Origin of the sequence: Microbispora sp. CSR-4, assembly GCF_008033685.1 — a bacterium.
GTDB lineage: Bacteria > Actinomycetota > Actinomycetes > Streptosporangiales > Streptosporangiaceae > Microbispora.
Window position 1 is genome coordinate 72,817 of the sequence record NZ_VJVX01000029.1, and the last position, 21,862, is coordinate 94,678.

Annotated in this window: 24 protein-coding genes; 11 read left to right on the plus strand and 13 right to left on the minus strand. The window is 72.3% G+C overall.

From position 1 onward, the window contains the following. Positions 1 to 2: 2 nt before the first annotated feature. From FLV34_RS21760 to FLV34_RS21770, 3 genes are all read right to left on the minus strand, one after another. Positions 3 to 728, minus strand: coding sequence for an ABC transporter permease (locus FLV34_RS21760; RefSeq protein ID WP_147943937.1), 726 nt, complete (start codon positions 726 to 728; stop codon positions 3 to 5). Beyond that, complete coding sequence (locus tag FLV34_RS21765) at positions 728 to 1,624, minus strand: ABC transporter ATP-binding protein (protein ID WP_142647006.1); 897 nt, start codon at positions 1,622 to 1,624, stop codon at positions 728 to 730. Before FLV34_RS21765 ends, FLV34_RS21760 begins: the two co-directional genes overlap by 1 nt. Positions 1,625 to 1,735: 111 nt before the next feature. Continuing rightward, a complete protein-coding gene (locus FLV34_RS21770; protein ID WP_147943919.1) occupies positions 1,736 to 2,470 on the minus strand; it encodes a triacylglycerol lipase in 735 nt (244 codons plus the stop codon). Positions 2,471 to 2,512: 42 nt separating this feature from the next. Between FLV34_RS21770 and FLV34_RS21775 the strand changes: the two genes are divergently transcribed. Next, positions 2,513 to 3,472, plus strand: coding sequence for a YafY family protein (locus FLV34_RS21775; protein WP_147943920.1), 960 nt, complete (start codon positions 2,513 to 2,515; stop codon positions 3,470 to 3,472). A 21-nt stretch (positions 3,473 to 3,493) separates the two neighbouring features. Here FLV34_RS21775 and FLV34_RS21780 read toward each other — a convergent pair whose 3' ends face one another. Further along, on the minus strand, positions 3,494 to 4,591 hold the full coding sequence (locus FLV34_RS21780) for an NAD(P)/FAD-dependent oxidoreductase (protein WP_142647009.1): 1,098 nt from the start codon (positions 4,589 to 4,591) through the stop codon (positions 3,494 to 3,496). A gap of 145 nt (positions 4,592 to 4,736) precedes the next feature. Between FLV34_RS21780 and FLV34_RS21785 the strand changes: the two genes are divergently transcribed. Continuing rightward, on the plus strand, positions 4,737 to 5,222 hold the full coding sequence (locus tag FLV34_RS21785; protein WP_147943921.1) for a MarR family winged helix-turn-helix transcriptional regulator: 486 nt from the start codon (positions 4,737 to 4,739) through the stop codon (positions 5,220 to 5,222). Between the two features lie 79 nt (positions 5,223 to 5,301). Here FLV34_RS21785 and FLV34_RS21790 read toward each other — a convergent pair whose 3' ends face one another. Further along, positions 5,302 to 6,153: a helix-turn-helix transcriptional regulator gene (locus FLV34_RS21790; protein WP_147943922.1), complete on the minus strand. Its 852-nt coding sequence runs from the start codon at positions 6,151 to 6,153 to the stop codon at positions 5,302 to 5,304. Positions 6,154 to 6,463: 310 nt separating this feature from the next. Here FLV34_RS21790 and FLV34_RS21795 point away from each other — a divergent pair, with 310 nt between their 5' ends. After that, entirely contained in the window at positions 6,464 to 7,225 is a 762-nt protein-coding gene (locus tag FLV34_RS21795; protein WP_147943923.1) for an SDR family NAD(P)-dependent oxidoreductase, read from the plus strand. A gap of 33 nt (positions 7,226 to 7,258) precedes the next feature. On the opposite strand, the gene FLV34_RS21800 is transcribed toward FLV34_RS21795, so the two are convergent. The 4 genes from FLV34_RS21800 to FLV34_RS21815 form a co-directional block, all read right to left on the minus strand. Next, positions 7,259 to 8,671 (minus strand): glycosyltransferase family 4 protein, encoded by a 1,413-nt coding sequence (locus FLV34_RS21800; RefSeq protein ID WP_147943924.1) that lies wholly within the window; start codon positions 8,669 to 8,671, stop codon positions 7,259 to 7,261. A 76-nt stretch (positions 8,672 to 8,747) separates the two neighbouring features. Next, positions 8,748 to 9,455, minus strand: coding sequence for a methyltransferase (locus FLV34_RS21805; protein ID WP_222709577.1), 708 nt, complete (start codon positions 9,453 to 9,455; stop codon positions 8,748 to 8,750). A gap of 124 nt (positions 9,456 to 9,579) precedes the next feature. Next, complete coding sequence (locus FLV34_RS21810) at positions 9,580 to 10,863, minus strand: erythromycin esterase family protein (protein ID WP_147943926.1); 1,284 nt, start codon at positions 10,861 to 10,863, stop codon at positions 9,580 to 9,582. Between the two features lie 44 nt (positions 10,864 to 10,907). Then, positions 10,908 to 11,519 (minus strand): CatB-related O-acetyltransferase, encoded by a 612-nt coding sequence (locus tag FLV34_RS21815; protein WP_147943927.1) that lies wholly within the window; start codon positions 11,517 to 11,519, stop codon positions 10,908 to 10,910. Between the two features lie 160 nt (positions 11,520 to 11,679). Here FLV34_RS21815 and FLV34_RS21820 point away from each other — a divergent pair, with 160 nt between their 5' ends. Then, on the plus strand, positions 11,680 to 12,330 hold the full coding sequence (locus FLV34_RS21820) for a TetR/AcrR family transcriptional regulator (RefSeq protein WP_147943928.1): 651 nt from the start codon (positions 11,680 to 11,682) through the stop codon (positions 12,328 to 12,330). An 82-nt stretch (positions 12,331 to 12,412) separates the two neighbouring features. Here the strand turns inward: FLV34_RS21820 and FLV34_RS21825 are convergent, their stop codons facing one another. After that, on the minus strand, positions 12,413 to 13,540 hold the full coding sequence (locus FLV34_RS21825; protein WP_147943929.1) for an Rv2578c family radical SAM protein: 1,128 nt from the start codon (positions 13,538 to 13,540) through the stop codon (positions 12,413 to 12,415). Between the two features lie 135 nt (positions 13,541 to 13,675). Here FLV34_RS21825 and FLV34_RS21830 point away from each other — a divergent pair, with 135 nt between their 5' ends. Further along, complete coding sequence (locus FLV34_RS21830; protein WP_142647019.1) at positions 13,676 to 13,933, plus strand: DUF3040 domain-containing protein; 258 nt, start codon at positions 13,676 to 13,678, stop codon at positions 13,931 to 13,933. A 70-nt stretch (positions 13,934 to 14,003) separates the two neighbouring features. Here the strand turns inward: FLV34_RS21830 and FLV34_RS21835 are convergent, their stop codons facing one another. Beyond that, positions 14,004 to 15,626 (minus strand): penicillin-binding transpeptidase domain-containing protein, encoded by a 1,623-nt coding sequence (locus FLV34_RS21835; RefSeq protein ID WP_142647020.1) that lies wholly within the window; start codon positions 15,624 to 15,626, stop codon positions 14,004 to 14,006. 59 nt (positions 15,627 to 15,685) lie between these two features. Further along, on the minus strand, positions 15,686 to 16,348 hold the full coding sequence (locus tag FLV34_RS21840) for a 1-acyl-sn-glycerol-3-phosphate acyltransferase (protein ID WP_260617189.1): 663 nt from the start codon (positions 16,346 to 16,348) through the stop codon (positions 15,686 to 15,688). A gap of 137 nt (positions 16,349 to 16,485) precedes the next feature. On the opposite strand from FLV34_RS21840, the gene FLV34_RS21845 reads away from it, so the two are divergent. The 4 genes from FLV34_RS21845 to FLV34_RS21860 all read left to right on the plus strand — a co-directional run bounded on the left by FLV34_RS21845 (position 16,486) and on the right by FLV34_RS21860 (position 19,477). After that, the gene (locus FLV34_RS21845; RefSeq protein WP_142647021.1) at positions 16,486 to 17,043 is read left to right on the plus strand and encodes a TetR/AcrR family transcriptional regulator; all 558 of its coding nucleotides are present in this window, start codon (positions 16,486 to 16,488) and stop codon (positions 17,041 to 17,043) included. 28 nt (positions 17,044 to 17,071) lie between these two features. Continuing rightward, complete coding sequence (locus FLV34_RS21850) at positions 17,072 to 17,656, plus strand: DUF4865 family protein (protein WP_205830070.1); 585 nt, start codon at positions 17,072 to 17,074, stop codon at positions 17,654 to 17,656. A 280-nt stretch (positions 17,657 to 17,936) separates the two neighbouring features. After that, a complete protein-coding gene (locus FLV34_RS21855; protein WP_260617190.1) occupies positions 17,937 to 18,470 on the plus strand; it encodes a GNAT family N-acetyltransferase in 534 nt (177 codons plus the stop codon). Further along, positions 18,470 to 19,477 carry an NAD-dependent epimerase/dehydratase family protein gene (locus FLV34_RS21860; protein ID WP_240971245.1) on the plus strand — a complete coding sequence of 336 codons (1,008 nt, stop codon included), beginning with the start codon at positions 18,470 to 18,472 and terminating at the stop codon, positions 19,475 to 19,477. Before FLV34_RS21855 ends, FLV34_RS21860 begins: the two co-directional genes overlap by 1 nt. Before the next feature lie 7 nt (positions 19,478 to 19,484). Here the strand turns inward: FLV34_RS21860 and FLV34_RS21865 are convergent, their stop codons facing one another. After that, positions 19,485 to 20,390, minus strand: a complete 906-nt coding sequence (locus tag FLV34_RS21865) for an alpha/beta fold hydrolase (RefSeq protein WP_222709578.1) — start codon at positions 20,388 to 20,390, stop codon at positions 19,485 to 19,487. A 64-nt stretch (positions 20,391 to 20,454) separates the two neighbouring features. Between FLV34_RS21865 and FLV34_RS21870 the strand changes: the two genes are divergently transcribed. After that, on the plus strand, positions 20,455 to 21,012 hold the full coding sequence (locus tag FLV34_RS21870) for a helix-turn-helix domain-containing protein (protein WP_142647023.1): 558 nt from the start codon (positions 20,455 to 20,457) through the stop codon (positions 21,010 to 21,012). Next, positions 21,009 to 21,833 (plus strand): sulfite exporter TauE/SafE family protein, encoded by an 825-nt coding sequence (locus FLV34_RS21875; protein WP_261985858.1) that lies wholly within the window; start codon positions 21,009 to 21,011, stop codon positions 21,831 to 21,833. Before FLV34_RS21870 ends, FLV34_RS21875 begins: the two co-directional genes overlap by 4 nt. The last annotated feature ends 29 nt before the right edge of the window (positions 21,834 to 21,862 follow it).

Genomic DNA, 21,862 nt, shown 5'->3' on the forward strand with positions numbered 1-21,862 from the left:
GGTCAGGCCCGGCGACCGGCACGACGGTAGCCGTACACCGCGTAGACGCCGAAGACCAGCAGCCAGGCCGACAGGAGCACGACCTGACGGAGGGTGGGGACGTCGCCGAACGCGATCCGCCACGACAGGCCCGCGTAGCTGTTCGACGGGGTCCACTCGGCGATCGCCGCCAGCCAGGACGGGAACTTCTCGACCGGCACCCACAGGCCGCCGAGGATCGACAGCGTCAGCATGGTCGCGATGTTGGCCATCGCCGCGGACTGGCCCGACAGGCGATAGCCGTTGCCGAGACCGAGCAGGGAGAACGGCACGGTGCCCGCCCACAGGAGCGCGATGATCACCAGCCACCGCTGCGGTGGGAGCGAGACGTGGTTGACCAGCACGCCGGCCAGCAGCACGGCTGCGATGCTGGGCACGACGGCGACCGCGCCGGTGACGACCTTCCCCGCCACGACTTCGGCCGGGGTCAGCGGGGTGAGCCGCAACTGGCGCAGCCACCCCGCCGCGCGGTCCTCGGCGATGCCGCTGCCGTTGTTGAACGCGCCGCCGAGCGCGCCGTACGCCGCCATGCTGACCATCGTGTAGATCGCGGCGTCGTGCTTGTCGCCGGGGGCCAGGCCGAGGTTGGTGAAGACGAGGTACATGACGACCGGCATCACGATCCCGAAGATCACATAGCCGCCGTCGCGGAGGGCCCTGGTCAGTTCGAGCCGTACGTATCCCCACATCACACGTTCTCCTTGGTCGTGAGGGCCACGAAAGCGTCCTCCAGGTCGGCCGGGGCGACTTCCAGATCGCGGATGGCGTCCGCGCGGGCGAGGGCCATGACGGTGGCGTCGGAGTCGCCGGTGCGCAGGTGGACCCGGCCGCCCCTGATCTCCATGTGGCGCACGCCCGGCAGGGTCGCGAGCCAGGCGGACTCGCCGTCGGCGGCCACGCTCACGGTGGTCAGCGCCGCCGCCCGCTTGATCTCCGCGCTGGTGCCGTCGGCGATCACCCGGCCGTGGCCGAGCACGACGACGCGGTCGGCATGCTCGTCGGCCTCATCGAGATAGTGGGTGCTGAACAGGATGGTCTTGCCCTGGCTGGCCAGCCCGCGCATGCCGTCCCAGAACTCGCGCCGGGCCTCCACGTCGAGCGCGGCGGTGGGCTCGTCGAGGACGATCAGGTCGGGGTCGCCGCACACCGCCATCGCGAACCGCACGCGCTGCGCCTGCCCGCCCGACAACCGGTCCACCCGGCGGTCGCGCAGGTCGTCGATCCGGGCGAGCGTGAGCACCCGGTCGAGGGGGAGGGGAGCGGGATAGGTCCCGGACACGAAGGTCAGCAGCTCGCGGACCGTGACCCGGGGGACCAGGCCGCCCTCCTGCGGCATCGCGCCCGCCAGGCCCTGCCTCACGGCCTGCTCGGGGTCGAGCCCGAACAGCGAGGCCCGCCCGGAGTCGGGCGGCAGCAGCCCGAGCAGCAGCGCGATGGTGGTCGACTTGCCCGCGCCGTTGGGGCCGAGGAGTGCCACCGTCTGGCCGCGGGGGATGGCGAGCGTGAGCTCGTCCACGGCCCGTACGGGGCCGAAGCGCTTGGTCGCCGAGGTCAGTGACACGGCGTCGGCGGTGTTCGTGGTCATGGAAACGACGGTAGGCAGGCGCCGTCGGCCCAGGTAGAGAGATCGATACGACCCTGGGCAGGACATTTGTCCTGCCCAGGAAATCTACAATGTAAAGGCGCGCGGGGTCGGTTACGCCGGTTTGGCGAGAAGCGCAGCCAGGTCGCCGGGGCGGGAGAGCATCGGCCAGTGACCGGTGGGCAGCTCATGCAGCTCCCACTCGGGCCCGCCCAGCGGCGCGAACGCCGGATGCCCGGCCGCGATCAGCCCTCTGACCTGGGCGAGCGGGAACGAGCAGCTCACCAGCGTCTTCGGCAGTGCGGCGAACGCCGCGGCGTCGTCACCCAGCGTGAGGGGCTGCGTGATCGTGCCGAGCGGCTGTGCGGTGGCCCGGGCGGCCATCAACGAGCGCTCGTGCTCGCCCAGCCCCTCCAGGCTCGCGCCCGACTCCTGCAGTTCATCCCAGGAAGGCATGGGGTAGCGCCAGTCGTCCTCGACGCGCTTCTCGACGAACTCCCGCCCGGTCAGGTCGATCTGGGCCATGCCGTCCGGCACCGGGCCGCTCTCGACGTACACGACCCGGCTCACGCGGCCGGCGGCGCGGGCGGCGGCCCCGGTGACCGCGGCGGCGCTGCCGCTGTGGCCGACCAGGACCACATCGCGCAGGTCCTCGGCCTCGGCGAGGCCGGTGATGTCGCGGATGTGGGTGTCCAGATCCAGGGCGGGGGAGGCGAGATGGGCGCGGTCGGCGAGGCCGGTGAGGGTCAGCGGGTGGACCTCGTGCCCCAGGCCGCGAAGCGCGGCGGTCACGTCCCGCCACGCCCACGCGCCGAGCCAGAAACCGGGAACGAGTACGTATGTCGTCATGCGTCGACGCTAGGGCCGAATCAGGGCAGAATCGGTCCTGATATGTCCACCAATCGCATCCTCGCCTTCCTGGAGCTGCTCCAGGCCAGGCCGGGGCTCACCGGTCCGGAGCTGGCCGAGCGCCTGGAGGTGGACGTGCGCAGCGTGCGCCGCTACGTGCGCAGGCTTGAGGTCCTCGGCATTCCGGTGGAGGCCGAGCGGGGACGCTACGGCGGCTACCGGCTCAGGCCGGGATATCGGCTGCCGCCGCTCATGCTGACCGGCGACGAGGCCGCCGCCGTGGTGCTCGGGCTGCTCGCCGGCCGCCGCGCGGGCCTCACGGTGGGCGAGGGGGCGGCCGAGAGCGCGCTCGCGAAGATCCAGCGGGTGCTGCCCGACGCCCTGCGCGACCGCGTCGGCGCCGTCGAGGAGATGGTCGGCCTGACCACCCGCACCGCCGCGACATCCCGGCCGAGCGGCGCCACCCTGCTGACGCTGGCCGACGCCGCCCGCCGTCGTCTCCGCGTACGGCTGGCCTACCGGTCCTTCCGGGGACAGGACAGCGAGCGGGCGGTCGATCCGTACGGGCTGGTGTTCCACTCGGGCCGCTGGTATCTGACCGGCCACGACCACCGCAGGGGCGAGGTGCGGACGTTCCGGCTCGACCGGATCGGCCGGGCGGAGACGACGGGGGAAGAGTTTCCCGCACCGGGGGAGTTCGACGCGGTCGCCCACGTCATGGAGTCGCTGGCCGCCGTGCCCTACCGGTACGAGGTCGAGGTGGTGCTGGCCACGACGATGGAGGAGGCCCGGCGGCGGATCCCGCCGGCGGTGGCCGCCCTGGCTCCGGTCGATGGCGGCGTACGGATGACCGGCCGGGCCGAGCGGCTGGACGGCATGGCCCAGGTGCTGGCCGGCCTCGGCGTGCCGTTCACCGTGGTCGGCCCGCCCGAGCTGCGTGAGGAGGTCCGGGCGCTCGCCCGTCGTCTGGAGCAGTGGGCCGACCGGCCTCCGAGGGACTGACGCGGCGACCGGCGGATCCGTTCAGGCGCGGCCGAACCGGGCGGCGAACCGCGCGGTGAACAGGTCGGCGCCCTTGCGTTCGAAGACCGTCTCGGCCGTGGCCGCGGCGACACCGTCCGGTGTGGGGAGCTGGCCGACGCCCCCGCGCGTTCCGAGCGGAAGCAGGATCCTCCGCTCGGACGTCGGGGTGTGCACCGCGTCCGGCCGGTCGCCGGCGAGCTGCGCCTTGAGGTTCCGCACCACGACGCCGGCATGGGTCATCGCATAGGAGGCCATCTTGGGGTCGGGGAGGGCGACGATGTCGCCGATCGCGTAGACGTGGTCGTAACCCTGGACGTTCAGCCGCTCGGTGACCGGGATCGTCTTCTGCTCGGTCAGCGGCGAGAGGCATCCGTCGGCGAGATAGCCGGTGTTGACCTCGACCCCGAAGGCGCGAAACCAGATGTCCGCCACGAGCTGTTCGCCCTTGTCCGTGGTGACGGTGAAACGGCCGGCCCGACCGGCCTCGACCGTCGGCAACGCGGTGAGACCGGTGTTCAGCCGCACGTCGATGCCGAGCTCGTCGAGCCGGCGGCGTAGCTCATCGCGCACCTCGGGAAGGAAGCCGGGGAGCAGCTGATCGGCCCTGTCGAGGACGAGCACGTGCTTGTCCGGCCAGACGTCCTTGATCTCCCCGGCGAGCTCCAGGCCGACCGGGCCGGCGCCGAGGATCAGCACGCGCCCGGCGCCGGCCAGCTCCCTGTGGGTCTCGCGCAGATCGTCCAGCTGCTCGGCGATGCTCGTCGACGCGTGGCGTGGTTTGGCCGGATATGTGTAGCCGGAGCCGGTGGCCAGAACCAGATAATCGGCCTCGACCCGCTCGCCCGAAGCGAGCGTAACGCCCTTCGGGTCGACCGAGACGGCCCGGTCGCGGATCACTCGTCCCCGCTGGAGCAGCGTCGCGAACGGGAAGAACGCGTTGTGCGCCCAGTCAGGGCGGGTCAGCGCCCGCAGCGACGCGGCCGCGTTGACGAAGGCCTCCCGTGGGTCGATGAGTGTGACGTCGGCCTCGGAGTCCAGCTCCTTGGCGACCATCGACCCGCCGTACCCTCCCCCGACGACCACCACGGTGTGATTCATCCTCGCTCCTCATCGCATTGCCGTTGTCGGGCGGCACGCGCGGCGCTCAGGACGAGGGGCCGTACGGGACACGCCCAGAGTTGACGTGACAACTTTAAGCCCGGAGTGAGTTGTCGCGTCAACTCCGGGTCGTTATGGTGGGCTCATGGAGAAGCCCCGCACGCTGGAACCCGAGCAGTGGGAGCTCTGGGACAGCTGGATGCAGGCGCAGCGTCTCCTGGCCCGTGAGCTGGACCGTGGCCTGCAGCGCGACCACGGCATCTCCAAGGCCGAGTTCAGCGTGCTCGTGACGCTTCACCGGACGGCCGGGGGCCGGATGCGCGTGACCGAGCTCGCCGAGTCGCTCGCCTGGGAGAAAAGCCGGGTGGCGCATCAGCTGACGCGGATGGAGAACCGTGAACTGGTCGACAGGACCGAGGACCGGTCCGGCCGCCGGATCGGGGTCGGGCTGACCGCCAAGGGCCGCAGCGCCGTGGAGAACGCCATCCTGGGGCACGCGGACAACATCCGCCGCTACTTCTTCGAGACGCTCACGCCCGAGCAGGCCGACGCCATCCACACGTGGAGCAGGCAGGTGGTCGCCCGCATCGAAGCGCGTTCCGGCGCGGACGCCGATCAGCCGGCTGTGTGACGGTCCCGATCGGGCGCGGCGGGCGTGAGCGGCAGGGTGCCATGAGCGGCAGGGTGCGAGGGGCCGGGGCTGGTCGCGACTATCGCCAGTCACCGTTGCCCAGCGTCTGACTGCCGATGACGGCGAGCAGGCGCAGCTTGTCGTAGCTTTCGGTGCCCGGCGTGGCCGTGTAGACGAGTAGCGCCTGCGACTGGTCGGGATCGAGCAGCGTCTGGCACTGCAGTTCCAGCACGCCGAGCTCGGAGTGCACGAGGCGCTTGGTGTCCGGGTGCCCGAGACCGACCTCGTGCCTGTCCCAGAGCGCGGCGAACTCGGTGCTGCGGCCGAGGAGATCGCGGGCGAGGGCGGCGGCCCGGGAGCGGGGTCCCTCGCGCGTGGTGGTCTCCCGCAACAAGGAGGTGAACACCCGTCCGTACATGGGGTGGTCGTCCTCCAGGTAGAGGCGCCGTTCGTCGGGGTCGGTGAACCACCGGTAGAACAGGCTGCGCGCCATGCCGCTGAAGACGGTCTGGTCGCCGAACAGGGCGACGGCGGCCGGGGTCTGCCGGAGCGTCTCGCCGAGTGCGGTCGTCACCATGGCGGGGGTGTCGCAGAGCCGGTCGAGGACGCGCATGATCCCCGGGTTCACGTGGTCGCCCCGCAGCGCCCGTTGGGGGGCGCTGTGCCCGGCGAGCCGGAAGAGGTGGTCGCGCTCGTCGAGGGTCAGGCGCAGCCCGCGGGCGATCGCGGCGAGCATCTGCTCCGACGGCTGCGGTCCCTTCAGGCGTTCCAGACGGCTGTAGTAGTCGCTGGACATGCCGCAGAGGGCGGCCACCTCCTCGCGGCGGAGGCCGCTGGTGCGCCGGCGCGGCCCGCGGACCATCCCGACGTCCTCGGGTTGCAGGGCCTCCCTGCGCTTGCGCAGGAAGTCCGCCAGTCCCTCGCGGTCCACCCTCTGCCTCCTCGCCTTCTCCCGTCCCCGCTCATCCTCGCGCGCCGGTCACCGCGTATCCACGGCCTGCCGATCCCCGGATAAGGAGGCCACGGCTGTACGGGCCGTGGTTGTGCGGGCCGTGGCTGCGTGAGTCCCGGCTGCGTGAGTCCCGGCTGCGTGAGTCCCGGCTGCGTGAGTCCCGGCTGCGTGAGTCATGGCCGCGTGAGCCATGGACATGTGGGCCGTGGCAGCCCGGCGCGCCACCCGGTGAACTGGGCGTGGCGGCCCCGCCAGGAGGCCGTCTCCCCGATGACCAGGAGCTTTCATCATGACCTCTCAGCGAATCGCCCTCATCACCGGCGGCAACCGGGGCCTCGGGCGGGCCACGGCGCTCGCCCTCGCCGAGCGTGGAGTCGACGTCGTCGTCACCTATCGGTCGGGCAAGGACCAGGCCGAGGAGGTGGTCGAGTCCGTGACCCGGCTCGGGCGCACCGTGGCGGCATTGCCGCTGGACACCGCGGTGGTGGCGGGATTCGACGACTTCACGGCCGAGTTGCGCCGCACCCTGCGCGAGCGGTGGCACCGGGACGACTTCGACCACCTCGTCAACAACGCCGGCATCGCGGTCACCGCGGCGTTCGCCGACACGACAGAAAGCGACTTCGACGCCCTGGTCGACGTGCACTTCAAGGGCGTCTTCTTCCTCACACAGAGGCTGCTGCCCCTCATCGCGGACGGCGGCCGGATCGTCAACCTCTCGACCGGGCTGACCAGGTTCGCGAGCGTGGGGCAGGCGGCGTACGGGTCGGTGAAGGGCGCGGTGGAGGTGCTGACGCGATACCTCGCCAAGGAGCTCGGGCCGCGCGGCATCGCCGTCAACACCGTCGCCCCCGGCCCGGTCGCCACCGACTTCGCGGGCGGGATCATGCGCGATGACGAGGGGTTCCGCGCCATGCTCGCGTCGCAGACCGCGCTGGGACGGGTGGGGGAGCCCGCCGACGTCGGGGGCGCGATCAGTGCCCTGCTCACCGACGGGAGCGGCTGGATCACCGGTCAGCGCGTCGAGGTCTCCGGCGGCATCTTCCTGTGACCGTAGTCGCCGACGCGGCCGCCCGCCCGTGGTTCACGCCCGCCGGCTGAGGCGTGCCGCCGGTGCCGCCGGTGCCTCCGGCGTACGGGCGACGTGGAGCGCGGCGGCGTCGGGAGAGCCGGGCCGTTCCCCGATGTCGTGGTCGCCCGCCCCGGCCGGCTCGTACGCGAGCGGGCCGCCGGGCGGGAGACCACGCCGCCGGGCCACCAGGCCGGCCAGCAGGTCCTCCCAGCGGGCGCCGATGACGTCGATGTCGTTGCGGGCGGCCGTCTTCAGCGCGTTGGCGCCCATCCGGCGGCGTAGGTCCTCGTCCTCGATCAGGGTGCAGATGGCGTCGGCCATCGCGTGGATCTTCCCGGCCTTCACGAGAAGGCCGTCGTGGCCGTGGGTGACCATCTCCCCGGGGCCGGTCGGGCAGTCGTAGCTGACGACGGGGACGCCCTTGCTCATCGCTTCGAGGACGACCATCGGCATGCCCTCGTGGCGGGAGCTCAGGACGAACATCGAGGCGTCCGCGAGCACGGCGCCGACGTCCTCGGCCGGGCCTTCGAGGAACACCCGCTCGGACAGCCCGCGCTTGTCGATCGACGCCTGGAGCTTCTCCCCCCGGGGGCCGCCGCCGTAGATCCGCAGCGTCCAGTCCGGGTGCCGGGCCGCCACGTGCGCCCACGCACGGATCAGCAGGTCGTAGCCCTTGCCCCAGGTCAGGCGGCCGACCGTGACGACGGTCTTCGTGGTGAGCGGGGAGACGCCGCCGCCGAGGCGGGGCGTCGCGTTGGGCACCCGCGCCAGCACGGCGGGCCGGTCCCCGCGTGCCTTCTCGAAGGCCCGCTCGTAGGCGCGCAGGTCGGCCCGCGTGAGGGTGACGACCGCGTCGTGCCTGCCATAGCTACGGGTGATCCGCTTGCGCACCTGCGGTTGGTGCGCGGACAGGTTCCCGTGCTCCTGGGCGACCGTGATGATCTCCGGGGGCGCGAAGCGCGCGGCGATCAGGTTCAGGCCGGGCCGCGTGCCGATGAGGATGCCGCGGCGGCGGGAGCGGATGTAGCGGACCAGCTTGAGGTCGGTCCGCAGGGTGAACCAGTGGTAGGCCGCCTCGTCCTTCGGCACCAGCCTGCTCGGGAACCGAGACAGCAGGCCCTTGCGGCGGGGCAGCCGGTCGTCGAGATAGCGGATGCGCACTCCGGGAGGAACGGGGAAGAAAGGCTCCTCGCGTTCCCGTACGACGCTCACGATCTCGACGTCGTGGGTCTGCGCCAGATGCCCGGCGAGGTTGAAGACCGTACGGATGGTGCCGCCCATGCCGTTGGCGTGCAGCAGCAGGATGCGGATCTCGTGACCGTCGGGCGGCGGCGCCGTCCGGGCGCGCCGCCGGTCGCGGGCCTCCAGCGCCCGCACGATCGCTCTCGCCGCTTTCCTGGCCACCCTGCGCTGAAGAGATGACACTGTTACGCCCCGATTCGTGTCAGATGAAGATCCCCTTTCCCTGTGACGTAACCGGCAGTTGTCGCGTTGTTGTGAGCTAGGTCACAGCGTGTGTGGAAAGCCGATATACGGTTGTCCGTTTGCTGGGGGTGTCCTCCAGGAAGGCCGGCACCTGATGCACGCCGACCTGCTCGAACACGCCCTCGGGGAGATAGGAGCAGGCGCGGTCGGGCGCTCCGATGAGGACCTCCCCGCCGGCCCTCGACAGGAACGGGGTGACCCGCCGGGCCAGCGGCTCCTCGTAGTAGACGTCCCCCGCCAGCACGACCTGCTGGGACGGCGTCCCGTCGAGCAGGTCGCCCGCGGCGACCCGCACCGTGACGCCGTTGGCGCGGGCGTTCACGCCGACGGCCGCCAGCGCGTACGGGTCGACGTCGTTGGCGACGACCAGGGCGGCTCCGGCCAGCGCCGCGGCGATCGCGACCAGCCCCGAGCCGGTGGCGAGGTCGAGGACGGTGCGGCCCCGCACGATCTCCGGGTGGTCGAGCACGTGGCGGGCCAGCGCCTGCCCTCCGGCCCAGGGGCAGGCCCAGAAGGGCAGCCGCCCGGCGCGCTCCCACAACTCGTACACGTGGTCGTCGCCGTCCACGTCCGGCCCTACGCCCGGCGCCCCGCCGGTGGGCACGCCGCTGGGCGCATTGCTGGGCGTGACCAGGTGCAGCCGTATCTCCGGCACGTACGGCACGGCCGCGAGCCGGGTATGCGCGCAGACGAAGTCCTCAGCGTCCTCGGCGACGTCCTCCACGGCCGCCGATCGTATCCGCACGGACACCCCCGCGGCGGGGCTATCCGCCCACGAGGAGGACATAAGCGGCCGGTGACGGCGGTCCCGACGAACCTGTCTTATCGCCCCGGATCTCTCTGGGGCGTCAGTTCTCGATGTCGCCGGCAACGGTGGAGACCGGCGTGTTGACGATGCCGTCGAACGCGTCGAGGACGGGGGTGTGCAGGTAGGCGCTCTGGATCCGGATGCGGTCGGGGCCCGCGCCGCCGGAGGCCTCCGCACGCGCCCGGCGGAGATCGGCCATGCTCAGCCCGAGCCCGGCATCCGCGAAGGCGGCCTCGATGCTGCCCTGCTCGGGCGGCTCCAGCTTGGTGTTGTCGATGGCGAATCCGAAGCGGGCGTCCTCATCGGGACGCATATCAGCGGTGTGCCCGGTGATGCTGGTCAGGGCGAGGGCGACGTATTCATCGGCCAGGCAGCGGTGGAGGTGCTGTCCCATGGGGAGCCCGGTGAGGTGGCCGTCGAAGGAGACCGGCGTCTTCTGAATGTGGGCGTTGTGGGCCGCCAGCACGATGCGGGTGCCGGGGCCGAAGCGCTCCAGGTGCCACAGGACCGACCCGGCCATGTAGACGTCGCGGGCCGAGGTGTCGGCGGTCAGGCCGGTGCCGGCGTACAGCCCGGCCATGGCACGAAAGCCGTAGTCGGCGTGGCAGGCGGCCTCGATCCGGCGCAGAGCGATCTCGTAACTTCGCCGGTCGCCGCGGGAGACGTACAGCACCTCGACGGCACGGAACCGGATGAGCAGGCGCATCAGGATCGCACTGAGAGCGTCCTGCTCGGCGGCGGCCAAGCGGGTCCAGGCCGGCGCGGCCGAGGCGGCGGACGCTCCGGCGAACGACTCGGCGATCCGGATGGCCTGCTGGACCAGCGGGAGGGTCTCGGGGTCGATCCGCCGCAGGTAGTCGGCGACGGGGGTCAGGGCGGGCAGCAGCGAGCCGCCGGCCGCGGGGACGTCGATCCCGGCGAAGCGCACCGGCACCTCGGCGGTGGCGTTGTGCCGGCGTATCCAGCGCAGCGGCTCCGCGACTCCCACAGGAATGGCCGCGGCGAGCCGGGCGTCCAGGTCGTCGTCCGTCCCCTGGCCCTGGGCCCAGGCGTCGAGAGGGAAGCCTTCGCTGAAGCCGTACTCGAAGGCCAGGACGGTGAAGCCGCAGCGTTCGGCCAGGAAGCGCAGGATGCGCCGGCGCAGCAGCGAGAACTCGGTGATGAAGTGCGAGTTCTCGCCGAGCGCGACGACGCGCGCATAGCCGATGATGTCGCGCAGCGGCTCCAGGTCGTCGAGCGGCGCCGCCGGGTCGAGGTGGGTGAGCGGGACGGCATGGGCGCGAAGCAGGTCGGCGAACGGGTTGCGGGGTGTGGAGGCAGGCATGCCGATGACTCGATTCGGAAGTGCTGGAACTCTGAAGCGCCGGATCATCCGTGGGGGAGCGGCGCCGCGTTCTCCAGGTCGTCGATGCTTCCGGACATGATCGTGCGGATGTGGTCGGTGATGTGCTGGAGCGGCCAGTCCCACCAGGCCAGCGCGAGGAGGCGCTCGATGTCCGTGTCGCCGTAGCGGCGGCGGATGAGCCTGGCGGGGTTGCCGGCGGCGATGCCGTAGTCGGGGACGTCGTCCGCGACGACCGAGCCGGAGGCGATGATCGCTCCGTGGCCGACGCGCACACCGGGCATCACCATCGACCGGTATCCGAGCCAGACGTCGTTGCCCACCACCGTGTCGCCCCGTCCGGGCAGGCCCGTGATGAGGTCGAAGTGCTCAGCCCAGGACCCGCCCATGATCGGGAACGGGAACGTCGAAGGTCCGTCCATGCGATGGTTGGCACCGTTCATGATGAACCGCACGCCCTCACCCAGAGCGCAGAACTTCCCGATGACCAGCTTCTCGGGCCCGTAGTGGTACAGCACGTTGCGGGTCTCGAACGCGGTCGGATCGTCCGGGTCGTCATAGTACGAGAACTCGCCGACTTCGATCAGCGGCGAGGTGATCAGCGGCTTCAGCAACACCACCCGCGGTTGCCCGGGCATCGGATGCAGCACGGTCGGGTCGGGGGGGCACAGCCGGCATCGCGCGTCGTTTCCTTCCTGGCCAACGCTTCGAAGAGGGTCGATGGCATCACTACTGCGACAGTTGGTGCGTTAAGATCCTTGCATGCCGCCGTTCCATTGAGCAACCGGACCACCAGCGATGACTTCTTCCACACCAGAGCCGGAGGGCGCCAGGCCCGTGCCGCCGCCCCGGCGCCGCCCCGGCGGCCGTACCGCCCGTATCCGCAGGCAGGTGCTCGACGCGGTGCTCGCCGAGCTCGGAGAGCACGGTTATGACGGGCTCACCGTCGACTCCGTCGCCGCCCGCTCGGGTGTGCACCGCGCGACGGTGTACCGGCGCTGGGGAGACGTCGGCGGCCTGCTCGCCGACGTCCTGGACGCGGCGGGCGACGACGCCTGGCAGCCCCCGGACACTGGTTCTCTGGAGGGCGACCTGGCGGCACTGAACCGCGAGATCCAGGACGCGCTCACCGCACAGCCGCCGATCGTGGCGGCCCTGATCGCCGCTTCGTTCCGCTCCGAGCAGGCCGATCACGCCCAACGGCGGCTCTGGGAGGACCGGTACGCCCGGTGCGAGGTCATCGTCCGCCGGGCAGTCGAGCGCGCCGAACTCCCGCCGGGCACGGACGCCCGGCGACTGCTCATCGCCGCCACGGCCCCCGTGTATCACCAGTTGGTGCTTCTCCGCACGCCGCCCGGCCCGGACCTGCCCGGCCAGGCGGCCAGAACCGCCGCTCTCGCCGCATCCGCCGGTGCCTTCGCCGTGCCGCCATCGGCCGGTGACACCTGACCGGCCCGTCCGCTCCGGGGCCGAGCAGGAGCGGCCGCACCGCCGCCTATCCCCCCGACGGCCGCTTACCGCCAGCGGTTGCCTAAAGGAGCGTGAGCTGTTCGGGCGGCGCGGGGGGTGCGGGCGAGGGAGCCGGCCGCTCGCCGGGCCGTCGCCAGGAACGGGCGCCACCCGCGTCGGCCGCGGCGTTGCCACCCGCCTCGGCGGCGCGATCGCCGCCGCCCGTTCCTGGTGCCTGATCGCCGCGCGGGGTCGACCGGCCGATGCCGTACTTGCGGGCGAGCGCGCGCACGGCGTGGCCGATCCGTTCCTGGTATGCCTTGGGGGCGTAGGCGCCCCGGCCGTACAGCTCCAGGTAACGGGGGACGAGCCGGGGGTGCTCGCGCGACAGCCAGGCCATGAACCACTCGCGTGCGCCCGGCCGCAGGTGGAGCACGATCGGCGTGACGTGCGTCGCGCCGGTCTCGGCGATGCGGCGCACGGTGGCCTCCAGCGCCTGCGGGGAGTCGCCCAGATAGGGGAGGATCGGCGCCATGAGCACGCCGCAGGGGATGCCGTGCTCGTTCAGCGTGGCGCACACCTCCAGCCGCTTGCGCGGGGAAGGGGTGCCCGGCTCGACGGCCCGCCACAGCGACTCGTCGGTGAACCCGATCGAGACGGCCGTGCTGACGTCGGTCACCTGTGCGGCCTCGGCGAGCAGATCGAGGTCGCGCAGGATCAGTGAGCCCTTGGTGAGGATCGAGAACGGGTTGCGGGCGTCCCGCAGCGCCGCGAGGATGCCCGGCATCAGCCGGTATCGGCCCTCGGCCCGCTGGTAGCAGTCGACGTTGGTCCCCATGGCGATGGGGTGCCCGCCCCACCGGGGCGCCGCCAGTTCCCTCCGTACGAGGTCGGGGGCGTTGACCTTCACGACGATCTTCGAGTCGAAGTCCCGCCCGGAGTCCAGGTCGAGATATTCGTGCGTCCTGCGGGCGAAGCAGTACGTGCACGCGTGGGTGCAGCCCCGGTAGGGATTGATCGTCCACTCGAACGGGACCCGGCTGGCCGAGGGGACCCGGTTGATGATCGACCGTGCGTGGATCTCGTAGAAGGTGACGCCCCGGAACTCCGGGGTGTCGAAGGTCCGGGTCACCGCCGACCGCGCGAACAGGGGAGTCGTCTCTCCCTGTGCGCCTTCCCCCGTTTCGAGCCGCAGCCCTTCCCACCGCACCCTCAGATTAGAACAGAGGTTCGATGGAGATCGCAACTTACAACGCGTCGTAAATCGCGGCCCTGGAAACGGCTAACGATCTTCATGGTTGGGCAGAACGTCGGCACATACCTTGCGTTCTGGGAGAGTTGCGCGATGGCCTGGTCGCAGGACGAAGAGCGGATGCTGGCGATGATCGAGCGGCACCTCACGGATGAGGACCCGAAGCTTGCGGCCAGGCTCGAGTCGTTCAACCACCGTGCGGAGCGCGGACGGCAGGGGCGAGGCACGGGCCGCCGCCTGCCGGGCCGCTCCACCGTGATCATCGCGGTGAGCTGGTTGCTCATCGCCACGTTGATCGCGACCCTGCTGGTCATGGCTCTGCGGCACGACGCCGCCGCTCTGCCGGTTTAGCGGAGCCCACGAGGCGCCGTGAAGCGGCGACCTCGATGCGGCCGTCACGTGACGTGCGCCCTCGGCCTCATCAGGACAGGGACTTGAGGAAGTGCGCGGCGACCGGGGCGGCGACCGAGCCGCCCATGCCGCCGCCCTCCACGACGACGGCGAAGGCCAGGTCGCCGCGGAAGCCCATGAACCAGGCGTGCGAGTCGAGCTTGGGCCCGGTGCCGAACTCGGCGGTCCCGGTCTTGCCCGCGGTCCCCGCGGGCAGCCCGGCGCCGTGGGCGGTGCCCTTGGTGACCACGGCCCGCATCATCGACCGCAGGGGCTCGACGACCTCGTCCGGCAGCTTCTCGGGAGCGGTCTTCTGCTGCAGCGAGGGCACCAGGGTGGGCGGCCGCCAGGAGCCGTCGGCCACCGCCGCGGCCACGGTCGCGATCACCAGCGGGCTCGCGGTGATCCTCGCCTGCCCGAACGCCTCCGCGGCGAGCTCGGCGTCGCTGGTGGCCTTCGGCATGCTGCCGGGGGTCGCCGGGACGCCGATGCGCAGCGGCCGGTTGAAGCCCAGGTTCGTCGCCATGTCGTACAGCTTGCGCGCGCCCAGCTTCTGCGCGGCGAGCGGCGCGAACGTCGTGTTGCACGAGTGGGCGTAGGAGTCGAGGAACGACAGCGACCCGAACGCCTCGTGGTCGGAGTTGCGGATCTTCAGCCCGCCGACGACCGCCTCCTTGGGGCAGGTCACCCGGCTCGACGGCGTCAGTCCCTCGGCCAGCAGCCCGGCGGCAGTGACCGTCTTGAACGTGGATCCCGGGGGGTACTTGCCGTCCAGGGCGCGGTTGAAGCCGCCCCTGTTGTTCACGACGGCGAGGATCTCGCCCGTCGAGGGCCTGACGGCTACGAGCGAGGCGGGTTTGTCCAGATCGCGTACGGCGTCCGCTGCGGCCTGCTGCACCTTCAGGTCGAGGCTGGTCCGCAGGTCCTTGCCGGGGGAGCCCTTGACGGTGTGCAGGGTCTTACGGCTGTCGCCGACCACCTGGATCTCGGTGGTCGGAGTGCCGGCGAGCTGCTTCTGGAACGTCTCCTGCAGGCCGCCGCGGCCCACGGCGTCGCCCTTCTTGTAGGCGGTGCCCAGCTTCTCGACGTCCTTGTCCGTCGCCTTGTCGAGGAAGCCCACGAGCTGCTGCACCGAGCCGCCCACGTCGCCGCCGTCGATGCGGTCGCCGTTGGCGTCGGTGATGGCGGCCCGCTGCGGCCACGACGTCTTCAGCGCCAGGTGGTTGGTCCCGTCGAGCGCGGGGTGGACCGCGGACGGCGACCAGTCGACCTTCCAGTAGTGGTCCTTGACCACGAGCTTGAGCGAGCCCTGGTAGGTCCAGTCGCCGACGTTCTTCACCGTGGCGGTGGCGGTGTAGGAGGCGGTCGCCCGGTCGTCCTTCGCCGCGCCGGCCCGCACGTCGCGCACGGTGACCTTCGCCACGCCGAGGTTCTTGGTGAGCTCGGCGTACGCCGCGTCGAAGCCCGCGGCGGGCGTGGCGAGCTCGGCCTTCATGGCCGCGAGGTCGCCCTTCGACCAGGCCGCGGTGAACCGCGCGGCCGTCTCCTGCGGAGTGCCGCGCGTGTGGAACACGTAGTAGGCGCCCCCGGCGGCCGCTCCGGCCACCACGACGGCCACGGCTGCGGAGATCGCGATGGTACGTCCTCGCGGCACGCGCACTCCCAACGACGGCCCTGCGGTCGGGTTCAGAGCCTAGCGGGGTCCGCCGTCGTTCACACTCCGGCTTCGCCGGAGCCCTTGACGCTGGCGCCGTACCGGGGGACGTACTCCTGGCCGGACAGGCGCTGGATCGCGGCCATGACCTCGTCGGTCACCCTCCGCCGGTCGCGGGCGTTGCCCGCGTCGCCGGTGAAGGTCATCGGCTCGCCGAACCGCACGCCGATGCTGTGCAGGCGCGGCACCGAGGTGCCGGGCGGCAGCACCTTCTCGGTGCCGATCATGGCGACGGGCACGACCGGGGCGCCGGTGGTCAGCGACAGCCAGGCCACGCCGACCTTCCCCCGATAGAGCCGGCCGTCGGGGGAGCGGGTGCCCTCGGGGTAGATGCCGAACAGCTCGCCCGCCTTCAGCACCTCCACCGCGGCGTCGAGCATGTCCTGGGCGGCGGAGACGTTCTCCCGGTCGATCTCCATCGCCCCCATCGCGCGCATCCACGCCGCCACGACGGGGTTGCCGGTGAAGTACTCCTTCTTCGCCACGAACCGCACCATGCGCGGAACGACGGCCGGCATGAAGAACGAGTCGAGCACGGACAGGTGGTTGGAGGCGAGGATCGCGGGCCCGTGCGCGGGGACGTGCTCGCGTCCTTCCGTTCGCGGCCGCCACAGTGCGTGCATGACGGGAACGCTGACGAACTTCAGGGCGGGGTAGAGCACGGCCTCTCCTTCTCCGGTCCGACGGGAATACCCTAGGCCGCCCCGACCCCTGCTCAGGTGTATGACCCCTGCAACACACCGCCTCATGTTTTGTACGGCTTCACCAACAGTTCTCTGTACCTACTAGTATGTACGGCGTGAGCACACCGGACCGCCTGATCGAGAGCACCCGCGAACTGCTCTGGGAACGCGGCTACGTCGGCACCAGCCCGCGGGCCATCCAGCAGCGGGCGGGAGCCGGTCAGGGCAGCATGTATCACCACTTTTCCGGGAAGCCCGACCTTGCGCTGGCCGCGATCACCCGTACGGCGGAGGAGATGCGCGCCGGGGTGGAGGAGATCCTGGGCGGCCCGGGCACGGCCGTCGAGCGCGTGTCGGCCTACCTGCGGCGCGAGCGGGAGGTGCTGCGGGGCTGCCCGATCGGCCGGCTCACCCAGGACCCCGACGTCATGGCCGATCCGGCGCTGCGGCGGCCGGTGGAGGAGACGTTCGCGTGGCTGCGCGACCGGCTCGCGGAGGTGCTGGCCGAGGGACGCGACCTGGGCGAGCTCGACGCCGGTCTCGATCCGGGCGCGACCGCCGCGACGATCGTGGCGGTGCTGCAGGGCGGATATGTCCTGGCCCGCGCGGCCGGCACGCCCGAGCCGTTCCACCAGGCCGTCGAGGGCGTGCTCGCCCTGCTGTCCCACCCCTGAGCCACCGGAGAGACCCGCCGTGTATGCGATGCAGTACGAGATCACCCTGCCCGCCGGCTACGACATGACGATCATCCGCGAGCGGGTGGCCACGCGCGGCCACGCCCTCGACGACCGGGCCGGGCTCGGCCTGAAGGCCTACCTGGTCCGCGAGCGGGGCGTCGCCGGGTCGCCGGTCAACCAGTACGCGCCGTTCTACCTGTGGAACGACCCCGGGAGGATGGGCGAGTTCCTCGTCGGCGGGGGCGGGTTCCAGGGCATCGTCGCCGACTTCGGCAGGCCGGTCGTGCGGCACTGGACGGGCCTGGCCGCCGAGGCCGGTCAGGCCCGGGAGACGCGGCCCCGCGCGGCGTCGCGACGGCTGACCGAGCTGCCCGCCACGGCCGGCCTTGAGGATCAGGTGACCGCCGCCCTCGCCGAACTGCGTGATCTGGGCCGCGCCGGGGGCCTGCACACCGCCGCGCTCGCCGTGGATCCGCACCACTGGCGGCTGCTGACGTTCGCGCTGTGGGAGCGGGAGGTGCCCGGCGCGTACGCGGACGCGGACCGCTACGAGGTGCTGCACCTGTCCGCGCCCGGCCTGGCGCACCTGCCCGCGGGCCGGGCCTGGTGAGAAGACGCAGTTGAACGACCGGGAAAGAGAGCGGCGCCCCGCGAGAACGAGTCTCGCGGGGCGCCCACGTCGAGGGCCGATGTGGCGGTCGCCTCCTCAGCGAGATGCACAACACGGCTCCAGCCGGACGGGATTCCGTGAAGGCGGTGATTGCGGCCCGGGGGACACAAACCACATCGGCCACGAACGACTCTAGCCGACTTCCGCCTCTGCTTTCTCCCGCCCCCCGCATCGGGGACCGTCATCGGGGGCCAAAGCCTGCGTGCACTATCGTCGGCGGGTGGCCGATTCGATCAGGACAGAACGGCTCGTGCTGCGGCGCTGGCGCGAGGACGACAAGGAGCCCTTCGCCGCGCTGAACGCCGATCCCGTCGTCATGGAGCACTTCCCGGCCACGCTCTCCCGGGAGGACAGCGACGCGCTGGCCGAGCGCATCGAGGCCGGGTTCGACGAGCACGGGTTCGGTCTGTGGGCCGTCGAGGCCGACGGCGAGTTCATCGGCTTCACCGGGCTGTCGGTCCCGAGGTTCACCGCCCCCTTCACGCCGTGCGTGGAGATCGGCTGGCGGCTCGCCCGCTCCGCCTGGGGCCGGGGGTACGCCACGGAGGCGGCGCGGGCGTCGCTGGAGGACGGGTTCGGCCGGGCCGGGCTGACCGAGGTCGTCTCGTTCACCGCGGTGCAGAACGTCCGCTCGCAGGCGGTCATGCGGCGGCTCGGGATGACACACGACCCGGCCGATGACTTCGACCACCCGGCGCTCCCCGCGGGTCACCCGCTGCGCCGCCACGTTCTCTACCGGATCAGGAGACAGTGATGAACGGCATGCGGTTGCTGGTGCTGGGCGGCACGACGTTCGTCGGCCGGTGGGTGGTCACGGCCGCCGTGGAACGCGGCTGGCACGTCACCACCTTCACGCGCGGGCGCGCCGGATGGGCCCACCCCGAAGCCCGGGCGGTGACCGGCGACCGGCTCCGCCCGGCCGGCCTGGCCCCGCTCGCCGAGGGCCGGTGGGACGTCGTGGTGGACACCTGGGCCGGCGCGCCCCGGGTCGTACGCGACAGCGCCCGCGCCCTGGCCGGGTGCGCGGACAGGTACGTGTACGTCTCCAGCCGGGCGGTGTACGCGCCCCCGACGCCGGCCGGCCTGAACGAGGACTGGCCCACGGTCGAGGCGTCGGCGGACGCCGAGGACGTCGACTACGCCCCCAACAAGCGGGGCGGCGAGCTCGCCGTGGAGGAGGCGTTCGGCGACCGCGCCGTGCTGGCCCGCGCCGGGCTGATCCTCGGGCCGCACGAGCTTCCCGGGCAGCTGCCGCACTGGCTGCTGCGCGCGGCGCGGGGCGGGGAGATGCTCGCCCCCGGCCCGGCCGGCCAGCCGTTCCGCTACGTGGACGTACGCGACCTCGTCGCCTGGCTGCTCGACGCGGCCGAGCGCGGGGTGCGGGGCCCGGTCAACCTGGTCAACCCGGAGGGGCACTGCACGACCCGCGACCTGCTGGAGTCCGCGGTCGCGGTCACCGGCGGGCTCGCCGAGCCGGTCTGGGTCGAGCCCGAGGCGATCGAGGCGGCCGGGATCGACCGGTGGGCGGCGCTGCCGGGCTGGATCCCGCCCGGTCCCGCGCTGGCCGGGTTCATCCGCACCGACGTCGGCCGGGCCATGGCGACCGGCCTGCGGTGCCGTCCGGTGGTGGAGACGGTCGCCGACACCTGGGCGTGGCTGACCGGGTCGGGCGAGATCCCGGCGTTCCCGCCCGGGCTCGATCCCGACGAGGAACGCGCGGTGATCGACGCCTGGCGGCGGTCGGCGGGCGCCGCCTTGTGACGCGGGCTCAGATGGCCGTCATGAGGTCGCGGATCGCCCGCAGCACCTCGTCGGCCCGCTCGACGTGCAGGTATTGGTGGGAGGCGCCGTCGACCACGCGCTGCCGTCCCCTGGGCACCGAGCGGGCCATCGCCGCGTGCAGGGCGCGCACCCCGTCGTGCGCCTCGCGCATCACCTCCTCGGGCAGGAACTTCGCCCAGTAGGGGTTCACGCCGCCCGCGGTCAGCACGATGAGCGGGACGTCGGGCAGCGGCCCGCCGGCCCGCAGCTCGTCGTAGACCTCGGTCTCGAAGTTCTCCGTCTCGCGCAGGCTCGTCCGCCACGACGCCAGGTGGTGGCCGATCAGCGCCTCGCGCACCGGCGCGGGCCACTCGGCGTACAGGCGGGCGTACGCCCCGCGGGCGGCCCACCGCTGCTCGCCGGTCAGCTCCGGCATCCGCGCCGCGTCGGGCCGCATCCGCTCGGCCAGGTCGGCGGCCTGTGCCGGCATGTGGTCGAGGATGTCCTCATGGCCGGGGTCGAGCAGGAGGAGCCCGGCGACATCGTCCGGGAAGAGCTGCGCGTAGCGGCGCGCGTAGAACGCGCCGAGGGAGTGTCCCACCAGGAGGAACGGCCCGGGAACCGCCGTGGCCCGCAGAAGGCCGCGCAGTTCGGCGGCGACCTCGGTCGCGCGGCGGGGGAGAGGCGCCGGCTCGCTCCAGCCCGTGCCGCCACGGTCGTAGAGCACGCTCGTGGCGAAGGCCGCGGCGCCCTCCTGGACGTTCAGGAAGTCGAGGCCCACCAGGCCCGCGCCGGGCAGGAACACCACGCTCGACCCGCCCGAGCCCGAGCGGTGCAGCATCAACCGCCGCTCTCCGACGTCGTACAGGCGCCCCAGGGGCGGGGCCGTCGTCTCCGATGCCGGTCGTCCCATGCCGCCCTCTCCTCTGATTGTTCGCATTTCTGCGAACGGTAGCACACGTGCGATCATTCGGACCATGGACGTGATGGAGGTGCTCGCGCATCCGGTGCGGCTGCGCGTCGTGCAGGCGCTCGCCGGTGGGCGGGTCCTCACGACCGCGCAGTTGTGCGAGCGCATATCGGAGGTGCACAAGGCGACCGTCTATCGCCACGTCGCCGCGCTCGCCGACGCCGGCGTGCTGGAGGTGGACGGCGAGCACCGGGTGCGCGGCGCGGTGGAACGGCGCTACCGGCTGCGCGAGCGGGTGGTGATCGACGCCGGCACCGTGGCGGCGATGACGCCGGAGGACCACCGGCGCACGTTCGCCACGGCGATGGCCGCGCTGATCTCCGAGTTCGACGCCTACCTCGGCCTGGACGGCGCCGATCCCGCGGCCGACGAGGTGGGTTATCGGCAGCACGTGCTGTGGCTGAGCCCGGAGGAACGCGCCGAGATGATCGCGGAGCTGCGCGCGGTCATCGTCGCGCGGATGACGAACGAGCCCGCGCCGCGGCGCAGGCGGCATCTGCTCAGCCCGATCCTGTTCCCGGTCGAGACGCCCCCGCCGGACGCCGGGGCGCGCCCGGCCTCGTGACGGGCACTGTGACCGGGCTCGTGACAGGGCTCGTGACAGGGCTCGTGACGGGGCTCGTGACGGGGTTCGTGACGGGGTTCGGGGACGCCGTGCTGCTGGCCGCCGCAGGGGTGCTCGCCGGGCTGGTCGGCACCGCGGGCGGCATCACCTCGCTCATCTCCTATCCGGCCCTGCTCGCGGCGGGCCTTCCCGCCCTCGCGGCGAACGTGGCCAACATCGTCGCGCTCGTCGCCTGCTGGCCGGGCTCGGCCCTGGCCTCCCAGCCCGAGCTGCGCGGGAGGGCGCCGTGGCTGCGGCGGTGGGTGCCGCTGGCGGCGCTCGGCGGGGCGGCGGGGTCGGCGTTGCTGCTGTCCACCCCGCCCGGTGTCTTCGCCCGCGTCGTGCCGTTCCTCGTGGCCGGGGGTTCGCTGGCGCTGCTCGCGCAACCCCGCCTCGCGCTGCGCCACGAACGGCGTGGTTCACCCGACGCCGTCCTCCCGCTCGGGCTGACCGCCCTGTCGGTCTACAACGGATATTTCGGCGCGGGGTCGGGGGTGATGATCCTCGCCCTCCTCTTGGTGACCGCCGAGCCGCGGCTGCCCGCCGCCAACGCCCTGAAGAACATGCTCCTCGGTGCCGGCGCCCTGGTCTCCGCCGCCGGATTCGTCCTCTTCGGGCCCGTCGAGTGGGCCGCCGTCGTCCCGCTCGCCGTGGGGCTGTTCGCCGGATCGACGCTCGGTCCGCTGGTCACCCGGCGGCTGCCGTCCGGGCTGCTGCGCTGGCTGGTCGCGCTGATCGGCCTCGGCCTTGCGGTCCGCCTGTGGGTCGCGCCGGGTGTCTGACCGCCTTACCGGCCGGACGAGGTCGGGCG